17 protein-coding genes and 1 tRNA gene are annotated in these 18134 nt (G+C 70.0%); 13 read left to right on the top strand and 5 right to left on the bottom strand.

Going from position 1 to position 18134, the window contains the following annotated elements:
* Positions 1-193: 193 nt before the first annotated feature.
* Positions 194-1516 (bottom strand): HNH endonuclease signature motif containing protein, encoded by a 1323-nt coding sequence (locus CSX12_RS12700; RefSeq protein WP_124896021.1) that lies wholly within the window; start codon positions 1514-1516, stop codon positions 194-196.
* A 102-nt stretch (positions 1517-1618) separates the two neighbouring features.
* Between CSX12_RS12700 and CSX12_RS12695 the strand changes: the two genes are divergently transcribed.
* The 6 genes from CSX12_RS12695 to CSX12_RS12670 all read left to right on the top strand — a co-directional run bounded on the left by CSX12_RS12695 (position 1619) and on the right by CSX12_RS12670 (position 8910).
* Positions 1619-2386, top strand: coding sequence for an alpha/beta fold hydrolase (locus tag CSX12_RS12695; protein ID WP_124896020.1), 768 nt, complete (start codon positions 1619-1621; stop codon positions 2384-2386).
* Positions 2387-2431: 45 nt separating this feature from the next.
* Positions 2432-4300 (top strand): ABC-F family ATP-binding cassette domain-containing protein, encoded by a 1869-nt coding sequence (locus CSX12_RS12690; protein ID WP_124896019.1) that lies wholly within the window; start codon positions 2432-2434, stop codon positions 4298-4300.
* A gap of 40 nt (positions 4301-4340) precedes the next feature.
* A complete protein-coding gene (locus tag CSX12_RS12685) occupies positions 4341-6095 on the top strand; it encodes a Na+/H+ antiporter (RefSeq protein ID WP_124896018.1) in 1755 nt (584 codons plus the stop codon).
* A 101-nt stretch (positions 6096-6196) separates the two neighbouring features.
* Positions 6197-7102: a MetQ/NlpA family ABC transporter substrate-binding protein gene (locus tag CSX12_RS12680; RefSeq protein WP_017202573.1), complete on the top strand. Its 906-nt coding sequence runs from the start codon at positions 6197-6199 to the stop codon at positions 7100-7102.
* 105 nt (positions 7103-7207) lie between these two features.
* On the top strand, positions 7208-8251 hold the full coding sequence (locus tag CSX12_RS12675) for a methionine ABC transporter ATP-binding protein (protein ID WP_124896017.1): 1044 nt from the start codon (positions 7208-7210) through the stop codon (positions 8249-8251).
* Positions 8251-8910, top strand: a complete 660-nt coding sequence (locus tag CSX12_RS12670; protein WP_017202571.1) for a methionine ABC transporter permease — start codon at positions 8251-8253, stop codon at positions 8908-8910. Before CSX12_RS12675 ends, CSX12_RS12670 begins: the two co-directional genes overlap by 1 nt.
* On the opposite strand, the gene CSX12_RS12665 is transcribed toward CSX12_RS12670, so the two are convergent.
* Positions 8897-9835 (bottom strand): pseudouridine synthase, encoded by a 939-nt coding sequence (locus CSX12_RS12665; RefSeq protein WP_206427165.1) that lies wholly within the window; start codon positions 9833-9835, stop codon positions 8897-8899. The genes CSX12_RS12670 and CSX12_RS12665 overlap by 14 nt on opposite strands.
* A 102-nt stretch (positions 9836-9937) precedes the next feature.
* The gene (locus CSX12_RS12660) at positions 9938-10687 is read right to left on the bottom strand and encodes an NAD(P)H-binding protein (RefSeq protein ID WP_124896015.1); all 750 of its coding nucleotides are present in this window, start codon (positions 10685-10687) and stop codon (positions 9938-9940) included.
* 62 nt (positions 10688-10749) lie between these two features.
* Between CSX12_RS12660 and CSX12_RS12655 the strand changes: the two genes are divergently transcribed.
* Positions 10750-11226: an Rrf2 family transcriptional regulator gene (locus tag CSX12_RS12655; RefSeq protein ID WP_124896014.1), complete on the top strand. Its 477-nt coding sequence runs from the start codon at positions 10750-10752 to the stop codon at positions 11224-11226.
* A 12-nt stretch (positions 11227-11238) separates the two neighbouring features.
* On the opposite strand, the gene CSX12_RS12650 is transcribed toward CSX12_RS12655, so the two are convergent.
* Together CSX12_RS12650 and CSX12_RS12645 are read right to left on the bottom strand one after the other, a co-directional pair.
* Complete coding sequence (locus CSX12_RS12650; RefSeq protein ID WP_017202567.1) at positions 11239-11733, bottom strand: MarR family transcriptional regulator; 495 nt, start codon at positions 11731-11733, stop codon at positions 11239-11241.
* 7 nt (positions 11734-11740) lie between these two features.
* Positions 11741-12235 (bottom strand): GNAT family N-acetyltransferase, encoded by a 495-nt coding sequence (locus tag CSX12_RS12645; protein ID WP_124896013.1) that lies wholly within the window; start codon positions 12233-12235, stop codon positions 11741-11743.
* Between the two features lie 113 nt (positions 12236-12348).
* On the opposite strand from CSX12_RS12645, the gene CSX12_RS12640 reads away from it, so the two are divergent.
* From CSX12_RS12640 to CSX12_RS12615, 6 genes are all read left to right on the top strand, one after another.
* Positions 12349-12420, top strand: a tRNA-Gln gene (locus CSX12_RS12640).
* 1 nt (position 12421) lies between these two features.
* Entirely contained in the window at positions 12422-13852 is a 1431-nt protein-coding gene (glmU, locus tag CSX12_RS12635) for a bifunctional UDP-N-acetylglucosamine diphosphorylase/glucosamine-1-phosphate N-acetyltransferase GlmU (RefSeq protein WP_124896012.1), read from the top strand.
* A 7-nt stretch (positions 13853-13859) separates the two neighbouring features.
* Complete coding sequence (locus tag CSX12_RS12630; RefSeq protein WP_017202564.1) at positions 13860-14894, top strand: ribose-phosphate diphosphokinase; 1035 nt, start codon at positions 13860-13862, stop codon at positions 14892-14894.
* A 93-nt stretch (positions 14895-14987) separates the two neighbouring features.
* Positions 14988-15464, top strand: a complete 477-nt coding sequence (locus CSX12_RS12625) for an FMN-binding protein (protein WP_124896011.1) — start codon at positions 14988-14990, stop codon at positions 15462-15464.
* Between the two features lie 14 nt (positions 15465-15478).
* A complete protein-coding gene (locus tag CSX12_RS12620) occupies positions 15479-16357 on the top strand; it encodes an FAD:protein FMN transferase (RefSeq protein WP_124896010.1) in 879 nt (292 codons plus the stop codon).
* A 15-nt stretch (positions 16358-16372) separates the two neighbouring features.
* A complete protein-coding gene (locus CSX12_RS12615; protein ID WP_124896009.1) occupies positions 16373-17947 on the top strand; it encodes a flavodoxin reductase in 1575 nt (524 codons plus the stop codon).
* The last annotated feature ends 187 nt before the right edge of the window (positions 17948-18134 follow it).

The raw sequence follows: 18134 nt of genomic DNA, 5'->3' as shown, positions 1-18134 counted from the left end.
TCTCGTCACCACGGCCAGTGCCCGGATTCGCCGAGCAGGCTCCCGCGCGGACGGCGGGAGGCGCGACTAGTGGTTCAGGGGGCTGGCGGTGGGACCGGCAACCCCTGCTCTGTCTGACTCGGGACTCGACATGACGCCACTCTATCGGGGACCGCGCGGGGCGTCGGTAGCTGGCGCGGGGCGTCGGCGGGGCTCAGAACGGAGAGGGCTCGGAATCAGTGAAGACGACCGTGTTCGGGGGCGGCGGGTGGTCGATGTACACGCGTCCGGTCGGACTCGTCCACTCCAGCACTCCGCCCTTCCACTGCGTGACGTGCCAGGGGGAGTGGTGCTTGAGCATGTGGTGCCTGCGACAGAACGTGGACAGATTCGTGTGGACGGTCGGGCCGCCGGTCGCCGCGTCGTGGTTGTGATCGAGGTCGCACTTCCGCGCCGCGATCCCGCACCCGGGGAAGCGGCAGTGTTGATCTCGGGCTCGGAGGTGCCGACGCAGTTCTTCGCTGGGGCGGTAGCGATCGACCGCGAGCACCGCTCCGCTGATCGGATGCGTGAGCAGCCGGTTCCATCCGGACGCGGCGCCGGCGAAGCGGCGTGCCGTCTCGGCGTCCATCGGTGCCACTCCGTCGAGTTCAGCGGGCGTTTCCGTACCGGCCGCACCGTCGTCGGTCATGAGGGCGAACGCGGGAACCGTGATCTCGATCCGCGCCTGGATCGCTCCGAGCAGGCCGTCTGCCGTGTCGTGCCCGCTGGGCGATCCGGTGAGCACCAGGTCGGCCAGCAGGTCAGCCCGCAGCTGATCGATCGTCCGCTCATCGCGCGGCGCGGCATCGGCGCCGCCGTCGCGTGCGGCAGCCTTCGCGCGCTGCGTGTTCTCCTTCTGCACTGCGTGGGCCATCTGCGACAGGCGATCGTACATGCCGTGCACCAGAGCCGCCGGACCGCGCATACGGAGATCGGCCATCCCGTCGTCGAGTTCCGTGATCCAGACGCGGCGCTGTCGGCGGGCGGTTCGATGGCGTTCGGTGATCGTCCGCTCCTGGAACCGTTCCGCGAGGCGACGGACGAGCCGCCGGAGTCGATGGGGTGACTCGCTCTCGGCCAGGGCGATCGCTTCGGCGGCGAAACGCTCGCGGTCGGCCTTGTCGTCCAGGTGCGCGCCGGCGTCGACGATCAGGCGCGAGTGGGCGGCGCTGATGCGCCCCTGACCCTGCGCCGCCCACACGGCGGGGAAGCGATCGACCAGCCAGGAAGCATCGGACATCCGCCGCTCGATCGTCCGGTCGCTGACCCGTTGCGCGGCCCCGATCTCGGCGGCCACCGAGCGGATCGCCATGTCGCCCCCATCGGGGTCACGCGCGTCGCGGGCGATCTCGACGGCCAGCCGCCCGGCCATCGCGAGGAGGCCGTCGCGCGCCGCCTGCATGCTGCTCAGAGTCTTCTCGGCAGCTTCGAGCCCGGCGACCAGATCGGCGAGCATCGCCATCTGGGAGTCGGTCGCGTCGAGCAGTGCTGTCATGACCACAGTCCATCACCGACCACCGACATTCGAACAAAGATTCGAGAGAGTCTGGCCGAAAGTCCGATCACGAAACGATAACGGCCATGGTTGACTGGCCCGGTGCTCCTGAACGTCATCGAAGCCGGGGAGGGCGACCGCGTCGCCGTGCTGCTGCACGGGATGATGGGATCCGCCGAGAGCTGGCACCGTGTGGTCCCGTTGCTCGTCGAACGCGGATTCCGCGTCCTCGCGCTCGATCTGCCGGGGCATGGGCTGTCGGCCCGCGATCCGGGGCTCACGATCGAGACGGCGGCGGACGCTGTCGTCGAGACGCTGGCACAGGCGCTGCCGTCGGCACTCCCTCCCGCGAGCACGACCTCCCTCGACGGCTGCAACCGCCTGGCCGTCGCCCTCGGCCACTCCTTCGGCGCGACCGTGCTCGCCGCCGCGGCGCCGCGCCTCGATCCCGGTCTCGCGGTCTACGTCGATGCGGCGCTCACCCTGCAGGGCGGCCACGACCGTGCGGACCTCATCGCCCAGTACGAGCACGATCGCCGCGCCCGGATGTCGCCGACCGAGCTCCGACGGCTGCGGCCCTTCTACTCGGTCCAGGACGCCGCCGTGGAGGCCAGGGCCGCCGAGCGCTTCGACCCTGCGACCGCCGCCTCCGTGTCGTGCGGTGCGGACGGCCACTGGACGGCCGCGCCGGGCTCGATCGTGGTGCGCGCCGAGCCCAGCGCCTGGGTCGCCGACGAGGACGCCCGCCGGTTCGAGCACGACGGAGTGACGGTGCGCAGCATCCCCGGCGCGGCCCACACCGTCTGGTACAGCCACTTCGAGGTCTTCACCGCGGCGCTGCCCGAGCTGTTCGCCCCGTCGCTCGTCTGAGCTCGCGCCGCCGGCCTGACCCGGCGCGACTACCCTGGGAGGGATATGGCACATCTTCTCGGGGCCGAGGCCCTCCATCTCGAGTATCCGACCAGGGTCGTCTTCGATTCCGTGACCCTCGGCATCGAAGAGGGGGACCGCATCGGCATCGTCGGCCGCAACGGCGACGGCAAGTCGAGCCTCCTCGGCATGCTGGCCGGGACGAAGCAGCCGGACTCCGGACGGGTCACCGTCCGCGGCGGCACCCGCATCGGCGTGCTCGACCAGGCCGACAACCTCCCCGACGACCTCACCATCGGCGCCGCCGTGGTCGGGGACACGCCCGAATACGAGTGGGCCGGCGACGCGCGCGTCCGCGACGTCATCGACGGTCTGCTCGCCGATCTGCCCTGGGATGCGGAGATCGGCTCGCTCAGCGGCGGTCAGCGTCGCCGGGTCTCGCTCGCGAAGCTCCTCACCGGCGATTGGGACGTCATCGCCCTCGACGAGCCCACCAACCACCTGGACGTCGAGGCCGTCACCTGGCTGGCCGGACACCTCAAGAAGCGCTGGTCGCCGAACGCGGGAGCTCTCCTGGTCGTGACACACGACCGCTGGTTCCTCGACGAGATCTGCACCGAGACCTGGGAGGTGCACGACCGCATCGTCGAGCCTTTCGAGGGCGGCTACGCGGCATACATCCTGCAGCGCGTCGAGCGCGACCGGATGGCCGCGGCGACCGAGGCGAAGCGGCAGAACCTCGCCAAGAAGGAACTCGCCTGGCTCCGCCGCGGCGCCCCGGCCCGCACCGCCAAGCCCAAGTTCCGCATCGACGCCGCCAACGAGCTCATCGCCGACGTGCCCGAGATCCGTGACAAGGTCTCGCTGCAGTCGCTCGCGGTCTCGCGCCTCGGCAAGGACGTCGTCGATCTGCTGGACGTCAGCGTGACGTACCCTTCGACAAGCTCAGGGACCCAGGGAGGCTCAGGGACCGGGGGAGGCGGGCGCGGCGAGAAGACCGTGCTGAAGGACGTCGAATGGCGCATCGCCCCCGGGGAGCGCACGGGCATCCTCGGCGTCAACGGCGCCGGCAAGTCCACCCTCCTCGGCCTCATCGCGGGCACCGTCGAACCCACCGCCGGGCGCGTCAAGCGGGGGAAGACCGTGCAGGTGCGGACCCTCACCCAGCGCCTCGACGAGCTCGAGCAGCACTGGAACGACCCGGTGCGCGTGGTCATCTCGGGACTGCGCACCTCGTACACGCTCGGCGCGGGTTCCAAGGCGCAGGATCTGACCCCCGGCCAGCTGCTGGAACGACTCGGCTTCTCGTCCGCACAGCTCTCCACGCCCGTCAAAGATCTCTCCGGTGGTCAGCAGCGACGCCTGCAGCTGCTGCTCGTGCTGCTCGACCAGCCGAACGTGCTCATCCTCGACGAGCCGACCAACGACATGGACACCGACATGCTCGCAGCGATCGAGGATCTCCTCGACGACTGGTCGGGCACCCTGCTGGTCGTGAGTCACGACCGCTACTTCCTGGAGCGCGTCACCGACCAGCAGTTCGCCATCCTCGACGGTCACCTGCGGCATCTGCCCGGCGGCATCGACGAGTACCTGCGACTCCGTCATCTCCAGGAGACCTCGACCACCAAGCAGAGCGCGACGGCCGCCGCCACCGCGAACAACGCCGCCGCGGCGACCGCGAAGGGGCTCGACGGTGCGGCGCTGCGCACGGCGCAGAAAGAGGCGGCGGCGCTCGAGCGGCGTATCCAGAAACTGAGCCAGCAGGTGGATCAGGCCAAGCGGGCCCTCGCCGATCACGACCAGGCCGACTACGCCGGTCTCGGCGAGAAGATGAAGGCGATCGCCGCGCAGGAGTCGGAGATCGAGGAGCTGGAGCTGCGCTGGTTCGAACTCACCGAGGAGATCGGCTGACGGAGGAATATCCTTCTCCTACCGCTGTTGGGAGGTAGAGATGGAAGGCCTCGAAGTAACAGTCCTGCTCGGACTCACGATCCTCGTCGGAACCCTGATCGCCCCGCGCGTGCGTCTCGCGCTGCCCCTCGTCCTCGTCATCTTCGGGCTGCTCCTCGGCTTCGTGCCGCAGCTGCGCGAGGTCCAGCTGCCCCCGGAGACGGTCCTGCTGCTGTTCCTCCCCGTGATGCTCTTCTGGGAGAGCCTGACCACATCGCTGCGGTCGATCCGCCGTGACTTCCGATACATCCTCCCGATGAGCACGGTGCTGGTGGTCGCCTCCGCGTTCGCGGTCGCCGGCATCGGAGTGCTCTTCGGCATGCCATGGGAGATCGCGCTCATCCTCGGCGCGGCGGTCGCCCCGCCGGACGCCACGGCCGTCGCCGCACTGGGTCGTCTGCTGCCGCGGCGCATGTTCATGAAGCTCAAGGCCGAGAGCCTGACCAACGACGGCACGGCGCTCGTCCTGTACGCCATCGCGGTGTCGCTCGCGCTCGGCGGCCAGATCACCCCGCTGTCGGTGACGGTCGACGTGCTGATCTCGTATGTCGGCGGGGTCGCCGCCGGCGTCGTCGTCGCGGCGCTCGGATACCTCCTCCTGCGTCGGGTCTCGTCGACGATCGTGATCAACGTGACCCTGCTGCTGATCCCGTTCACGGCCTTCCTGCTCGCCGAGATCGTGCACGCGTCCGGCGTGCTGGCCGTGGTCGTGGCCGGTCTCATCGTCGCGTGGTTCGCCCCGCGCGTGACCACGGCCTCCTCCCGCAGGCAGGCCGATGCCGCCTGGCCGTTCGGGGTGTTCCTGCTCAACGGGGCCCTGTTCGTGCTCATCGGCCTCGAGGTGCAGTACGTCGTCCACGAGATCTCGGCCGCGGCGATCGGTCGTCTCGTGCTGATCACGCTCGCCGTGTGGGCGACGCTGCTCGTCGTCCGGTATGTGTTCCAGCTCATGAACACGCCGTTCCAGCGTCGACCCGAGGTGCGGCCGGCGCCCGGTGCGCGAGCCAGGGCGCGGGCGGTCTCCACGATCGCCGGGATGAGGGGAGCCGTCTCCCTCGCGATCGCCCTGTCCGTGCCCGCCTCCCTGTCGGAGGGCGGCGGAGTCGGCGGACGCGACGAGATCGTCTTCGTGACGGCGGGCGTCATCCTGCTCAGCCTGCTCGTTCAGGCCCCCTTCCTCCCTGCGCTCGTACGGTGGGCACGCTTCCCCGCCGACCACGCCGAAGCCGAGGAGTACGAGCTCGCCGAGCGGGCGATCTCCGGTGCGGCGCTGGCCGCCCTCGACGACCTCGCAGCCGAGCACGGCATCGGACAGGAGGTCCGCGACCGGGTGCGCGCCGAGGGCTATCAGAACCTGGAATTCGCGAACGCCCGCACTCTCGCTCGCGAGCAGGCTCTCGTGGACGCCGAGGCCGACGCGCTCGACGAGATGCTCGGCCAGCCGGACCCCATCGGGATCGGCGGCGGAGACGGCGGCGATGCGGACGGCGGTGTCTCCGTGTCGACGGACGATTCCGCAGACGGCACCGTGCTGCAGATGATCGCGACCTCGGAGGACGTGGACCTCGCACAGCGTTCGCCTCTCATCCGGCACGAGGAGCACACGCGGCTCAAGCTCGCGCTCATCGACCGCAAGCGCGAAGTGCTGCTCGGCTTGCGAGGCTCGGGGACCGTCGACGACATCGTGGTCCGGAGGATCTCCGCCCGGCTCGATCTCGAGCAGGTGCGCCTGCAGGGCATCGAGGACTACGACTAGCAGGAATCGGACGGCTGTGACGCCGTGTGACGACGCGATTCCGCGCGGACGGTCGAGCCTGCCTAACGTATTCGAGTCCCCCAAGAGAGGAACTCCTACACATGTCACGCCGCACCACCTCCGTTCTCGCCGCGCTCGCCGCGGTCCCGCTTTTCGTCGCCCTCGCCGGGTGCGCCACCTCGACCGACGCCGGCTCCGGCGACGGCGGTTCCGGGAACGAGACCGTCAAGATCGGTGTCGTCGGGAAGGGCGACGCGCAGTGGGCGCCCTTCGTCGAGGCGGCCGCGGAGGAGGGCATCACGGTCGAGCTCGTCGACTTCGGCTCCTATGAGCAGCCGAACCCGGCGCTGACCGAGGGCGAGATCGACCTCAACCAGTTCCAGCACATCGTCTACCTCGCGGAGTACAACAACGCCTCGGGTTCCGACCTCACGCCCATCGGATCGACCGCCATCTACCCGCTCGGCCTGTACTCGACGAAGTACGACGACGTCGACGACATCAAGAAGGGCGACACGGTCGCCGTGCCGGACGACGCCTCGAACCAGGCGCGCGCGCTCAACGTCCTGCAGCAGGCGGGCCTCCTCGAGCTCAAGAGCGGCGGCACGCCGTACTCCGATCTCGCCGACATCGATGCGGACAAGTCGAAGGTGAAGGTGACCGCACTCGAGGGCGCTCTCATCCCGACCTCGCTCCCGGATGTCGCGGCCGCGATCATCAACAACGATTTCGTCGAGGATGCAGGGCTGACCTTCGACGACGCGATCGCGCAGGACGACCCGGAAGACCCGAACGCCCTCCCGTACGTGAACATCTTCGCTGCGCGCGCCGAGGATGCCGACAACGAGACGTACCTCAAGCTGGTCGAGATCTTCCAGACGAACGAAGACGTGCAGGCCGGTCTGCTGGAGTCGTCGGGCGACACGGCCGTGCCGCTGCAGACCCCGGTGGAGGACCTCGTCGCCTCGCTGGAGAAGGTCCAGAAGGACGCCGACGCCGAGAAGTAGACGACAGAGGGGTGAAACCCACCCCCTGTCCGATGAGGGAGAATCGGGTGGCGCATCCCGCGCCGCCCGATTCTCCGTTTCCCGAGAGCCAGACCGGAGCAGCACATGCCGATCGTCACCCTGACGAACGTCTCCAAGACCTATCCCGCCCGCGCCCACGGCGATCGTGAGATCGTCGCCGTCGATGACGTCACCCTCTCGATCGACAAGGGCGACGTCTTCGGCATCATCGGCTATTCCGGCGCCGGGAAGTCGACCCTCGTGCGTCTCATCAACGCGCTCGAGCCCGCGACGCACGGCACCATCACTGTCGACGGCGTCGACATCACGGCGCTGAAGGAGAGCGAACTGCGTCCGGTTCGCGGCGGGATCGGGATGATCTTCCAGCAGTTCAACCTGTTCTCCTCGCGCAGCGTCAAGGCCAACATCGCCTATCCGCTCAAGCTCGCAGGGTGGTCGAAGCCGGACATCGAGGCCCGCGTGACGGAGCTGCTCTCCTTCGTCGGGCTCTCGGACAAGGCGAAGGCGTATCCGGAGCAGCTGTCCGGCGGGCAGAAGCAGCGTGTGGGCATCGCCCGTGCGCTCGCGACCAAGCCGGCGATCCTCCTCGCCGACGAAGCCACCAGCGCGCTCGACCCGCAGACCACGCATGAGGTGCTCGACCTGCTCAAGCGCGTGAACGAGGAGCAGGGCGTCACGATCGTGGTGATCACGCATGAGATGGACGTGATTCAGACCATCGCGACGCGGGTCGCCGTGATGGAGAACGGCCGCGTCATCGAGCAGGGCGACGTGTTCGACGTCTTCTCCGCTCCGCAGAACCCGGCGTCGCAGCGGTTCGTCGGAACGGTGGTGAAGGGGGTCCCGTCCCCGTCGGAGCTCGCCGTGCTGCGCGACCGGCACACGGGCCGTCTGGTCACGCTGTCGTTCCGCGACGGGGACTCGTCCCAGGCTCAGGTCTTCCTCGATCTCGCGTCGGCCGGCCTCGACTTCGAGCTCGTCTACGGCGGGATCAACGGCATCCGTGGCCGGGCCTTCGGGCACCTGACGCTCGCCATCCGGGGTGACCGCGCGGCGATCGACCAGGCACTCGCGCGCATCGCTGAGCGGGTCGAAGTCACCGTCATCGCCGGAGAGGAGGTCCGCTGATGGATCGGCTGAACGAACTGTGGCCCGAGTTCTGGCAGGCCGCGCTCGAGACCCTGTACATGACGTCGTTCGCGCTCGTCCTCGGCGGTATCCTCGGGCTGGCAGTGGGCGTGCTGCTGTATGTGACCCGTCCCGGCGGTCTGATGCCGAACCGCTTCGTCTCGGGCCTCATCAATTTCGCGGTGAACTTCTTCCGTCCGATCCCCTTCGTCATCTTCATGGCTGTGGCCCAGCCGTTCGCGCGGCTCGTCGTGGGCAGCGGCATCGGGACCACCGCCGGGGCGTTCATCATCGGCCTGGCTGCGGCGTTCGCGATCGGGCGCATCGTGGAGCAGCACCTGGTGTCCGTTTCCCCCGGAGTCATCGAGGCGGCCAGAGCCATGGGGGCGGGGCCCTGGCGGATCCTGTTCACGGTCGCGATCCCCGAGTCCCTGGGACCGCTCATCCTGGGCTACACGTTCATCGTGGTGGCCCTGATCGACATGACGGCGATGGCGGGACTCATCGGCGGCGGCGGGCTCGGCGCCTTCGCGCAGATCTACGGGTTCCGGCAGTTCGAGCCGCTCGTCATGTGGGCGGCCATCATCCTCATCGTGGTCTTCGTCCATCTCGTGCAGCTCCTCGGCACGCGGCTGGCCCGCAAGGTCATGCGCCGCTGACGGGCGTCCCTCCGGCCGGGGCCTCCTGGAGGCTCCGCCGCGTGCGGAACACGCGCTCCTCGCCGCTGAGCGGGTCGGTGAAGCGCAGCTCGCGGGCGAGCAGCTGGAGCGGATGGTCGAAGTCGTCCGGCTGCTCCGGGTGCAGCACGGGGTAGAAGGGGTCGTTCAGGATCCCCAGTCCGAGAGCGGCGAGGTGCACGCGCAGCTGGTGCATCTTGCCGCTGTGCGGGCGGAGCAGCGTGTGCACGACCCGGTCGTCGGCGGAGATGAGCTCCACCCTGGTCTCCGCGTTCGGCTCGCGCTCGGTGTCGACCTGGACGCGCACCTGAGCGCGCAGCTTCTCGATGTGATTCCGGTACACCAGCGGCAGTGCCGACGGGTCCCAGTTCTGGGGCCGGGCGGAGACGGCCTCGTAGACCTTCCGCACCTGGCGATTCTCGAACAGGAGCTGGTAGGCGCCTCTGGTCGCCGGCCGCGTGGAGAACATGAGCAGGCCGGCTGTGGCCCGATCCAGGCGGTGCATCGGGGCCAGCTCCGGGTTGTCGAGCAGGTTGCGCAGCCGCACCAGCGCCGAGTTCTGCAAGTACCGGCCGCCCGGGGTGGTGGGGAGGAAGTGCGGTTTGTCGACGACGAGGAGGTGGTCGTCCTGATGCAGGACGTCGATCTCGAACGGGATGCGCTGCTCGGCGGGAGGCTCGCGGTAGTACCAGATGAACTCGACGCTCCCGATCGGGGCGTCGAGCGCCACCGCGGAGCCGTCCGCTGCCACGATCTCGCCCCGGTCGAAGCGGGCCCGCAGGCGATCGGGATCGAGGTGGAAGAACCGGTCGATCATGTAGTCGGCCACGGTGGGCCACTCGCCCGTGAGCGGCACGTGCAGGCGCGTGGCGCCGACGCCGTCGCGCACCGGGAGCGGGGAGGGCATACCCATCGATCGGCCTCCGGGGGACAGGGTCGCTGGTCGCGACAGGAACCCTCCCACCCTAGGCGACGTGTGCCGGCCGACCCGCCGCTCCGTGGCCTTCGGTCAGCGCGCTCCGGCGGCGAGCCACTCGTCGAACGAGGTGGGCGCGAGGCGCGTGCCCGGCGCGGGGATCAGGACCTCGCCGGCGAATTCGACGCCGAGGGCGGCACCCTGCCAGGAGGCACGCAGCGGAAGGTCCGTGCCTCGCGCGGTGAAGGTGCGCCGCGCCATGTCGACCGCGTCCTCGGTCCGCGGGCCGGCGATGTCGAACGATGCGGAGAGCGGCGCGTCGAGGGCGGTTTCCACGAGTGCGGCGGCGACGTCCGCCGGGGCGATGGGCTGCACCAGCAACGGCGGGACGATCGCCTCGCCGTCGACGACGGTCCATTCGGCGATCATCGCGGGGAAGTCGTGGAACTGCGTCGCCCGCACGATCGTGAAGGGAACGGACCCCGCGGCGACCTCGCGCTCCTGCGCTCGTTTGCCGTAGTAGTGGGGGTTGCCGGCGACGGCGTCGAGCGCGGCGATCGACAGGGCGACATGGTGGCGCACGCCCGTCTCCGTTTCCGCAGTGAGGAGGTTGCGGGTGATCGTCGCGAAGGCGTGCTCGGCCTCGGCGATGTCGGCGACGGGGGGATTGGTCGCGTCGATCACCGCGTCCACTCCTTCGAGGCGCTGGCGGAGCCCGACCCCGGTGAGGAGGTCGATGCCGGCGCCGCGGCTCAGCGACACCGCCTCGTGTCCGCGGCGCGCCAGCTCCGTCACGACCAGCCCGCCGATCCGTCCTGTTCCGCCAGCCACTGCGATGCGCATGTCCACTCCTTAATCATGGATATTAGATGTCCACAATAAGGCTCCGAGGATAGGCTGGGCAAATGAAACTTCCGGAGACCTCCGAGTGGGTGCTGCACACCGTCACGGTGATCGCGCAGCTCCCCGCCGGTACCACCGTCTCCGGCGCGCAGCTGGCCGAGCACTTCGGCGTCCCGGGTCCCTACCTGTCGAAGCAGCTGGCCAAGCTCGTGCGCGCGGGAGTGCTCACCGGCAGCACCGGACCGCGCGGCGGATTCCGGCTGGCGAGAGAGCCGGAGCGGATCAGCATCCTCGACCTCGTCGTGGCCGTCGACGGCGCCGCCGATCCCTACGTCTGCCGGGAGATCCGCCAGCAGGGGCGAGGAGCCGCCCGGCCGGAGGACTGCACGCGACCATGCGCGCTCGCCGCGGTCATGCGGCGGGCTCACGAAGCCTGGCGCGCGTCTCTGGCCGGAGTCACCGTCGCGGAGATCGTCGCCGGTCTTCCGGCCGGGGTGCCGGAGAAGAACCGGCGGCTGCTGTTGGCGCCGGCCGGCTGAGCACCGTCGGGCTCAGGCGTCGAAGCTCAGACTGAGCTTGCGCAGCAGCCCGGCGAGGCGATCGCGGTCGGCACGCGAGAGAGCCTGGAGCAGATCGGCCTCGACGTCGACCAGGCGGGTGATGGCGGCGTCCACGCGCATCCGGCCGTCGTCGGTGAGGGTCACCAGCACGCTGCGCCCGTCTCCGGGATCGGCTTCCCGGCGCACGAAGCGGCGTCCGACGAGACGATCGATCCGGTTGGTCATGGTGCCGCTCGAGACCAGGGTCTGCTGCAGCAGCTGCTTGGGCGAGAGCTGGAAGGGCGCGCCCGCTCGGCGCAGCGCGGACAGCACGTCCCACTCCCAATGCTCGAGATCGCTGCGGCGGAACACCTCGCGACGGGCCCGGTCGAGGTGGCGGGAGAGCCGGTCCATCCGCGACAGCACCTCCAAGGGGGAGAAGTCGAGGTCAGGGCGCTGCGTGTTCCACGCACCGACGATCCGGTCGACCTCATCCACCTCGCTCATCCGATCATTATCCCGCGTGCGGCGTCTCCGGCACCGACGCGGGCAGCGTCAGCGTCATGAACGTGCTGTGCGGATCGGCGCGATAGCGGCCGAAGGGGCCGGACTCCCGGAAACCCGCCGAGGCGTACAGGGATCGCGCGGGGACGAAGAACTCCGCGCTGCCCGTCTCCAGCGACAGTCGGCGGATGCCCCGCGTCTGCGCATCAGCGAGCAGATGGGCCAGCATCGATCGGCCCAGCCCCCGTCCGCGCAGCGCGGGGTCGATCCGCATCGACTTCAGCTCCTCGTGCCCGTCCTCCACCGCGGCGAGAGCGCCGGTGGCGACGGGGGCGCCCTCGACGGACCCGACGAACAGGCGCACCCCCGGCGCGAGCAGGCGCTCGATGTCCAGGGCATGACGACTCTCCGCGGGGGCCGTGGGCTCCAGTTCCGCATGATGGGCGACCAGGAACGCCGCGAGTGCGGGCGTGGCGGCGTCGACGCGTTCGATCACGATGCTCATGGCATCAGCATTCCAGAGGGGGTGTTTCCGACGCATGACGCGTCGCGGCGTCAGCAGAACCCCGGCCGTGACATGGCAGACTTGTCCCCGCGACGTCCTCGCGGGGGTCGCGGTCCGCCGTGGTGTAATGGCAGCACGACAGCCTTTGGAGCTGTGAGGTCTAGGTTCGAGTCCTGGCGGCGGAGCATGACTGGGAACAATCTCGCCATCGTCGTCCTCGCCGCCGGCCAGGGAACGCGCATGAAGTCGCGCCTGCCCAAGGTGCTGCACCCGATCGGCGGGCGTCCGCTCGTCGGACACGTGCTCACCACCGCGGCACGGCTGCAGGCGGCGCACATCGAGGTGGTCGTGCGACACGAGCGCGACCAGGTGGTCGCCGCCCTCGCGAAGGACTATCCGGATGCGGTGTTCGTCGATCAGGACGACATCCCCGGCACGGGTCGAGCGGTCCAGGTGGCCGTGGAGGCTCTCCCCGCCGACTTCGACGGTGATGTGCTCGTCCTCTCCGGCGACTGCCCGCTGGCCGACGCCGACACGCTCTCGGCCTTCCTCGCCGAGCACCGGGAATCCGGCGCCCCCGCGACGCTGATGACGGCCCTGGTCGACGACCCCACCGGCTACGGGAGGGTCATCCGCGATGCCGACGGCGGCGTGGACCGCGTCGTGGAGCAGAAGGATGCCAGCGCCGAGGAGGCAGCGGTCCGCGAGATCAACGCCGGCATGTACGCCTTCCGCGCCGAGACGCTGCGCACCTACCTGCCGCAGGTGGGCGTCGACAACGCGCAGGGGGAGATGTACCTGACCGATGTGCCGGGGATGCTCCGGCGCGACGGCGACCGCGTGGCCGCCTCCGTCGTCTCCGATGTCACCGTCACCTACGGCGTCAACGACCGCGCGCAGCTGGCCGAGGTCGGCCGTCTGCTCAACCAGCGCATCGTGCGCCGGTGGCAGCTCGAAGGCGTCACCGTGATCGACCCGGCCACCACCTGGATCGATGACGACGCGAAGCTCTCGCCCGACGTGACGATCCTCCCGAACACGCAGATCCTGCGGGCCACCGTCGTCGCTCCCGGAGCGATCATCGGCCCCGACACGACGCTCGTGGACTGCGAGGTCGGGGAGGACGCGGTCGTGCGCCGCACCGACGCGACGCTCGCGGTGATCGGCGCGGAGGCCACGGTGGGCCCGTTCTCGTTCCTCCGGCCGGGCACGGTCCTGGGGGCGAAGGGCAAGATCGGCGCCTACGTCGAGACGAAGAACGCCGAGATCGGCGAGGGCAGCAAGGTGCCGCACCTGTCGTACGTCGGCGACGCGACGATCGGACGCGGCGTCAACCTCGGCGCGAGCACCATCACCGCCAACTACGACGACGTGCACAAGCACCGCACCGAGATCGGCGACGAGGTGCACACCGGGTCGCACACGGTGCTCGTGGCGCCCGTTAGGCTTGGTGCAGGCGCGAAGACCGGCGCCGGCGCGGTGGTCCGCAAGGACGTCCCGGCCGGAGCCCTGGCCATGACCGTCGCACCCCAGCGCAATGTCGAGGGCTGGGTCGAGAAGAACAGAGCAGGAACGGGCGCGGCGGACGCTGCAGCCCGGGAGAATTCGGCGGAATAGGCGGAGCATGGCCCGGAAGAAGAAGACGGTCGATCTGGATCGTGACAACGGGGTCGCCCCCGGAATCATCGCGAAGACCAAGAAGCGACTCGTCGTCGCCGGCGGGCGCTCGCACCCCGAGCTGACCGCGGCCGTGGCCGAGGCCCTCGGCACCGAGATCGCCCCTGTCGAGCACCGCACCTTCGCATCCGGCGAGATCTACGCCCGGTTCGAGGTGTCGATCCGCGGCGTCGACCTCTTCCTCGTGCAGACCTTCGGCGAGCCGGTCAACGAGTGGCTCATGGAGACGCTCATCATGATCGATGCGGCCAAGCGGGCCTCCGCCAAGCGCATCACCGTGGTCGCGCCCTACTATCCGTATTCGCGCCAGGACAAGAAGGGCCGCGGCCGCGAGCCGATCAGTGCCCGCCTCGTCGCGGATCTGCTCAAGACCGCCGGAGCCGACCGCGTGATGAGCGTCGACCTGCACGCCGCGCAGATCCAGGGCTTCTTCGACGGACCCGTCGACCACCTCTTCGCCAAGCCGGTGCTGCTCGACTACTTCGAGCGCACGCTCTCGCCGGCCGACCGGGAGATCCTCACCGTCGTCTCGCCCGACATGGGTCGTGTGCGCGTGGCGGACACCTGGTCGGACAGCCTCGGCGCACCGCTCGCGATCATCCACAAGCGTCGCGACCCGAAGGTGGCCAACCAGGTCTCCGTGCACGAGATCGTCGGCGCCGTCGAGGGACGCACCTGCCTCCTGGTCGACGACATGATCGACACCGGTGGGACCATCGTCAAGGCCGCGCAGGCCCTCAAGGCCAACGGCGCGCACCGTGTCATCGTGGCGGCGACGCACGCGATCTTCAGCGACCCGGCCTCTGAGCGGCTGCAGGACGCGTCGATCGACGAGGTCGTCATCACCGACACGATCCCGCTCACCGAGTCGCGTCGCTGGGACAAGCTGACGATCCTGCCGATCGCTCCGCTGCTCGCGCGCGCCATCCACGAGGTGTTCGAGGACGGCTCCGTGACGAGCATGTTCGGCGGAGACGCCTGATCCATCGTCACGGCACAGCCCGCGCATAGCAGCGGTGCTTACGGTCGAGGAGTCGACGAGCCCGTCGAACGACACCGAGCCGGGAGGACCAGCATGATCCGCACGACCGTACCGACCTCTATCCGCAAGGGATCCGCGCTGCTGGGCATCGCGGGTCTGTTCGTCCTCGCCGGATGCTCCGGCACCGCCGACGCGGGTGACGCCGACACCGTCGGCGGCAGCACGCCCGACGCCGGCACCTCTTCCGAGTCGTCCGGCGGCGACGCGACCGCGACGTACGCCGACGGCACCTACACGGCCGACGGCTCGTACCAGACGCCGGAGACGGTGGAGCAGATCTCCGTGACGCTCACCCTGGCGGACGGCGTCGTGACCGATGTCGAGGTGACCGGCGACCCGCAGGCCCCGGAGACCGAGCGCTATCAGGGCGAGTTCATCGACGGGATCGCCGATGAGGTGGTGGGCAAGCCGATCGATGAGCTGAACGTGAGTCGTGTGGCCGGCTCGTCGCTCACCAGCGGCGGGTTCAACGACGCCGTCGACGCGATCAAGGAGCAGGCGGCCTCCTAGGCGCCTGAGGCCGCATGGCGAGCTGGCGCTTCGAGGCGATCGGAACGCACTGGGAGATCGAGACCGTCGACCCGCTGGGCGAGGAGGCGCGGGGACGCGTCGCCGCCGAGATCGACCGCTTCGATCGCGAGTGGTCGCGGTTCCGCGCCGACTCCCTGGTGCGCGCACTGGGCCGTGACGGTGGACGCATCGTCTCCCGCGACGCCGGGCCGATGCTCGACGCGTACCGGGAGCTCTCCGGGGCGACCGCTGGCGCGGTCAATCCCCTCGTCGCCGACAGCCTGGCGGCGCTCGGGTACGACGCCGCGTACTCGCTCGTCCCGGGGGCGCCCGTGGCAGCCCCGGATGCCTGGGAGGAGCGGGTCTCCTGGACGAGCGGCGAGGTCACGGCATCCGTGCCGGCGCTCCTCGACGTCGGAGCACTCGGGAAAGGACGCCTCGTCGACCTCGTCGCAGGGGTGCTGACCGACGTCCCCGGCGACCTCGTGGTGGACGCCGGCGGTGACATCCGCGTGCGCGGAGCCGGGGTGCGCATCGCCCTCGAGCATCCCTACGACCCGCAGAAGGCGATCGGCGTCGTCGAGGTGCAGGATCGGGCGCTGTGTGCATCTGCGACCAATCGTCGCGCGTGGGGGAACGGCCTGCATCACGTGCTGGATGCGCGCACGGGTGAGCCGGTCCGCACCTGGGCGGCCACCTGGGCGCTGGCACCCGAGGCGATGACGGCCGATGCCGCCGCGACGGCGCTCTTCTTCGACGGCGGGCCGGCACTGGCCGCGGCGTGGGGCGTCGAATGGGTCAGGATGAGCACGGACGGCCGTGTGCAGCGCTCACCGGGGTGCTCCGCCGAGCTCTTCCTCGCGGAACGCGCTCCGACATCCACGGGCAACTAAGGAAGAGTGGACACCGTGAAAAGCTCCTTCGCCGCCGCACGTCAGCGGGTCCTCGCCGTCCTCGGATCGCTGTCGATGTACCGCCTCGTGCTCTTCGCCCTGATCGCCCTGGCCGTCATCGCGCTGGTGCTCTCGCTCCTCGGCGTGATCGTCTCGCCGACGCCGCTCGAACTCCTCGCGTCCTTCGTCGTGCTCGCGGCGGTGATCTCGGCGGTCGACGCGGCCGCGCAGCGCATCCTCCGGCTTCCGTGGCGCATCGAGTCCTCGCTCGTGACGGCGTTGATCCTGTTGTTCGTGCTGCGCCCCGGGGTCGAGCCGGCGGCACTGCTCGGACTCGCGATCGCCGGTGCTGTCGCGAGCGTCTCGAAGTACCTGATCGCCTGGCGCGGTCGCCACATCTTCAACCCGGCCGCGTTCGGCGCCGCCGTGGTGTCGATCCTGGGCGCGTTCGGGGCCTTCGACTGGCTGGGAACGTCATCGTCGTGGTGGGTGGGCACCCCGGTGCTGACGATCCCGGTCGTGATCCTCGGCCTGGCCGTGCTGTGGCGCACCGAGAAGGTGCGGGTGGTGGCCGTGTTCCTGCTGGTCGCGGTCGCGACGTCGGTCGTCCGGCAGGCGGTGCAGGCCGCGCAGTTCGACATCGCGTTCGACGTGTGGACGGCGCTCCCGTTCGCCGTGCTCCAGTCTCCGTTCCTGTTCCTCGGGGCGTTCATGCTCTCCGAGCCGCTCACGCTTCCCCCGCGCCGTCGACAGCAGATCGTGGTCGCCGTCGTGGTCGGGCTGCTCGCCGGATGGCCGATCTCCATCGCCGGTCTGTTCACGCTGGGGCAGGAGCGCGCCCTGCTGATCGGAAACCTCGTCGCGTTCGCCTTCGCGCTGCGCGGATCCGTGCGGCTCGTGCTGGAGCGGCGGCGGTTCGTCACTCCGACGGCGCAGGAGCTCACCTTCCGGGCGAAGGGGCGCGTGCGCTTCCTCCCCGGGCAGTACCTCGAGCTGGACGTCCCGCATCGTCGGCCCGACGCCCGCGGCACGCGCCGCGAGTTCAGCATCGTGTCGGCTCCGGCTGACCTGCCGACGCTGCGCATCGCCTACAAGAACGGTGACCAGAAGCACCCGTCGAGCTACAAGCGCGCCCTCGCCGCCGCGGAGCCGGGAGCGACGTTCGCGGTCACCGGGACCTGGGGCGACTTCATCCTCCCGCGCGGTGAGCAGCCGGTGCTGATGGTCGCGGCGGGCATCGGCGTGACGCCCTTCGTGTCGCAGCTGCGGCAGCTGCAGGCGACGGGACAGCAGCGCGACGTGGTGCTCGTGTACGTCGCCTCCGACGCGTCGGAGCTCGCCTTCCGCGACGAGCTCGCTGCGACAGGAGTGCGCACGGTGGTGTTCACGCGCGACGATCCGGCCGAGCTCCCGGCGCACTGGACCTGGGGACAGGGGGCGCGCCTCGACGCCGAGACCCTCGAGCGGTCCGTGCCCGACCTCGCCGACCGCCACGCGTTCATCTCGGGCCCGCCGCGCCTGATCGCCGACCTCGCCCCGGCCCTGCAGAAGGCCCGCACCCTCACGACCGACGCCTTCGCCGGCTACTGACTCCGTCCCCGTCCCCGTCCCCGTCCCTGTCTCGCTCCCCGTCCCGGTCCGGCGGGACGGATGTCGGGCGAGCGGACGGATGTCGGACCGAACAGCCCTTCCGGGGCCGACATCCGCGCATCCGTCCGACAGGTGTCCCGTCCACCGCTCCTGCACCGCGGACCGTACTCGCGCTCTCCATCCACAA

It is taken from the genome of Microbacterium sp. Y-01 (assembly GCF_003856715.1).
GTDB classification, from domain to species: Bacteria; Actinomycetota; Actinomycetes; order Actinomycetales; family Microbacteriaceae; genus Microbacterium; species Microbacterium algeriense.
Note: the sequence above shows the minus strand (reverse complement) of the source record. Positions and strands in the feature narration are given on the sequence as shown.

Bases quoted from the DNA above. Each gene is read 5' to 3' on its own strand.
- glmU (WP_124896012.1), top strand. From the start codon at position 12,422: ATGACTGGGAACAATCTCGCCATCGTCGTCCTCGCCGCCGGCCAGGGA.
- CSX12_RS12660 (WP_124896015.1), bottom strand. From the start codon at position 10,687: ATGCGCATCGCAGTGGCTGGCGGAACAGGACGGATCGGCGGGCTGGTC.
- CSX12_RS12625 (WP_124896011.1), top strand. From the start codon at position 14,988: ATGATCCGCACGACCGTACCGACCTCTATCCGCAAGGGATCCGCGCTG.
- CSX12_RS12675 (WP_124896017.1), top strand. From the start codon at position 7,208: ATGCCGATCGTCACCCTGACGAACGTCTCCAAGACCTATCCCGCCCGC.
- CSX12_RS12645 (WP_124896013.1), bottom strand. From the start codon at position 12,235: ATGAGCATCGTGATCGAACGCGTCGACGCCGCCACGCCCGCACTCGCG.
- CSX12_RS12665 (WP_206427165.1), bottom strand. From the start codon at position 9,835: ATGCCCTCCCCGCTCCCGGTGCGCGACGGCGTCGGCGCCACGCGCCTG.
- CSX12_RS12620 (WP_124896010.1), top strand. From the start codon at position 15,479: ATGGCGAGCTGGCGCTTCGAGGCGATCGGAACGCACTGGGAGATCGAG.
- CSX12_RS12680 (WP_017202573.1), top strand. From the start codon at position 6,197: ATGTCACGCCGCACCACCTCCGTTCTCGCCGCGCTCGCCGCGGTCCCG.
- CSX12_RS12700 (WP_124896021.1), bottom strand. From the start codon at position 1,516: ATGACAGCACTGCTCGACGCGACCGACTCCCAGATGGCGATGCTCGCC.
- CSX12_RS12630 (WP_017202564.1), top strand. From the start codon at position 13,860: ATGGCCCGGAAGAAGAAGACGGTCGATCTGGATCGTGACAACGGGGTC.
- CSX12_RS12670 (WP_017202571.1), top strand. From the start codon at position 8,251: ATGGATCGGCTGAACGAACTGTGGCCCGAGTTCTGGCAGGCCGCGCTC.
- CSX12_RS12685 (WP_124896018.1), top strand. From the start codon at position 4,341: ATGGAAGGCCTCGAAGTAACAGTCCTGCTCGGACTCACGATCCTCGTC.
- CSX12_RS12650 (WP_017202567.1), bottom strand. From the start codon at position 11,733: ATGAGCGAGGTGGATGAGGTCGACCGGATCGTCGGTGCGTGGAACACG.
- CSX12_RS12655 (WP_124896014.1), top strand. From the start codon at position 10,750: ATGAAACTTCCGGAGACCTCCGAGTGGGTGCTGCACACCGTCACGGTG.
- CSX12_RS12690 (WP_124896019.1), top strand. From the start codon at position 2,432: ATGGCACATCTTCTCGGGGCCGAGGCCCTCCATCTCGAGTATCCGACC.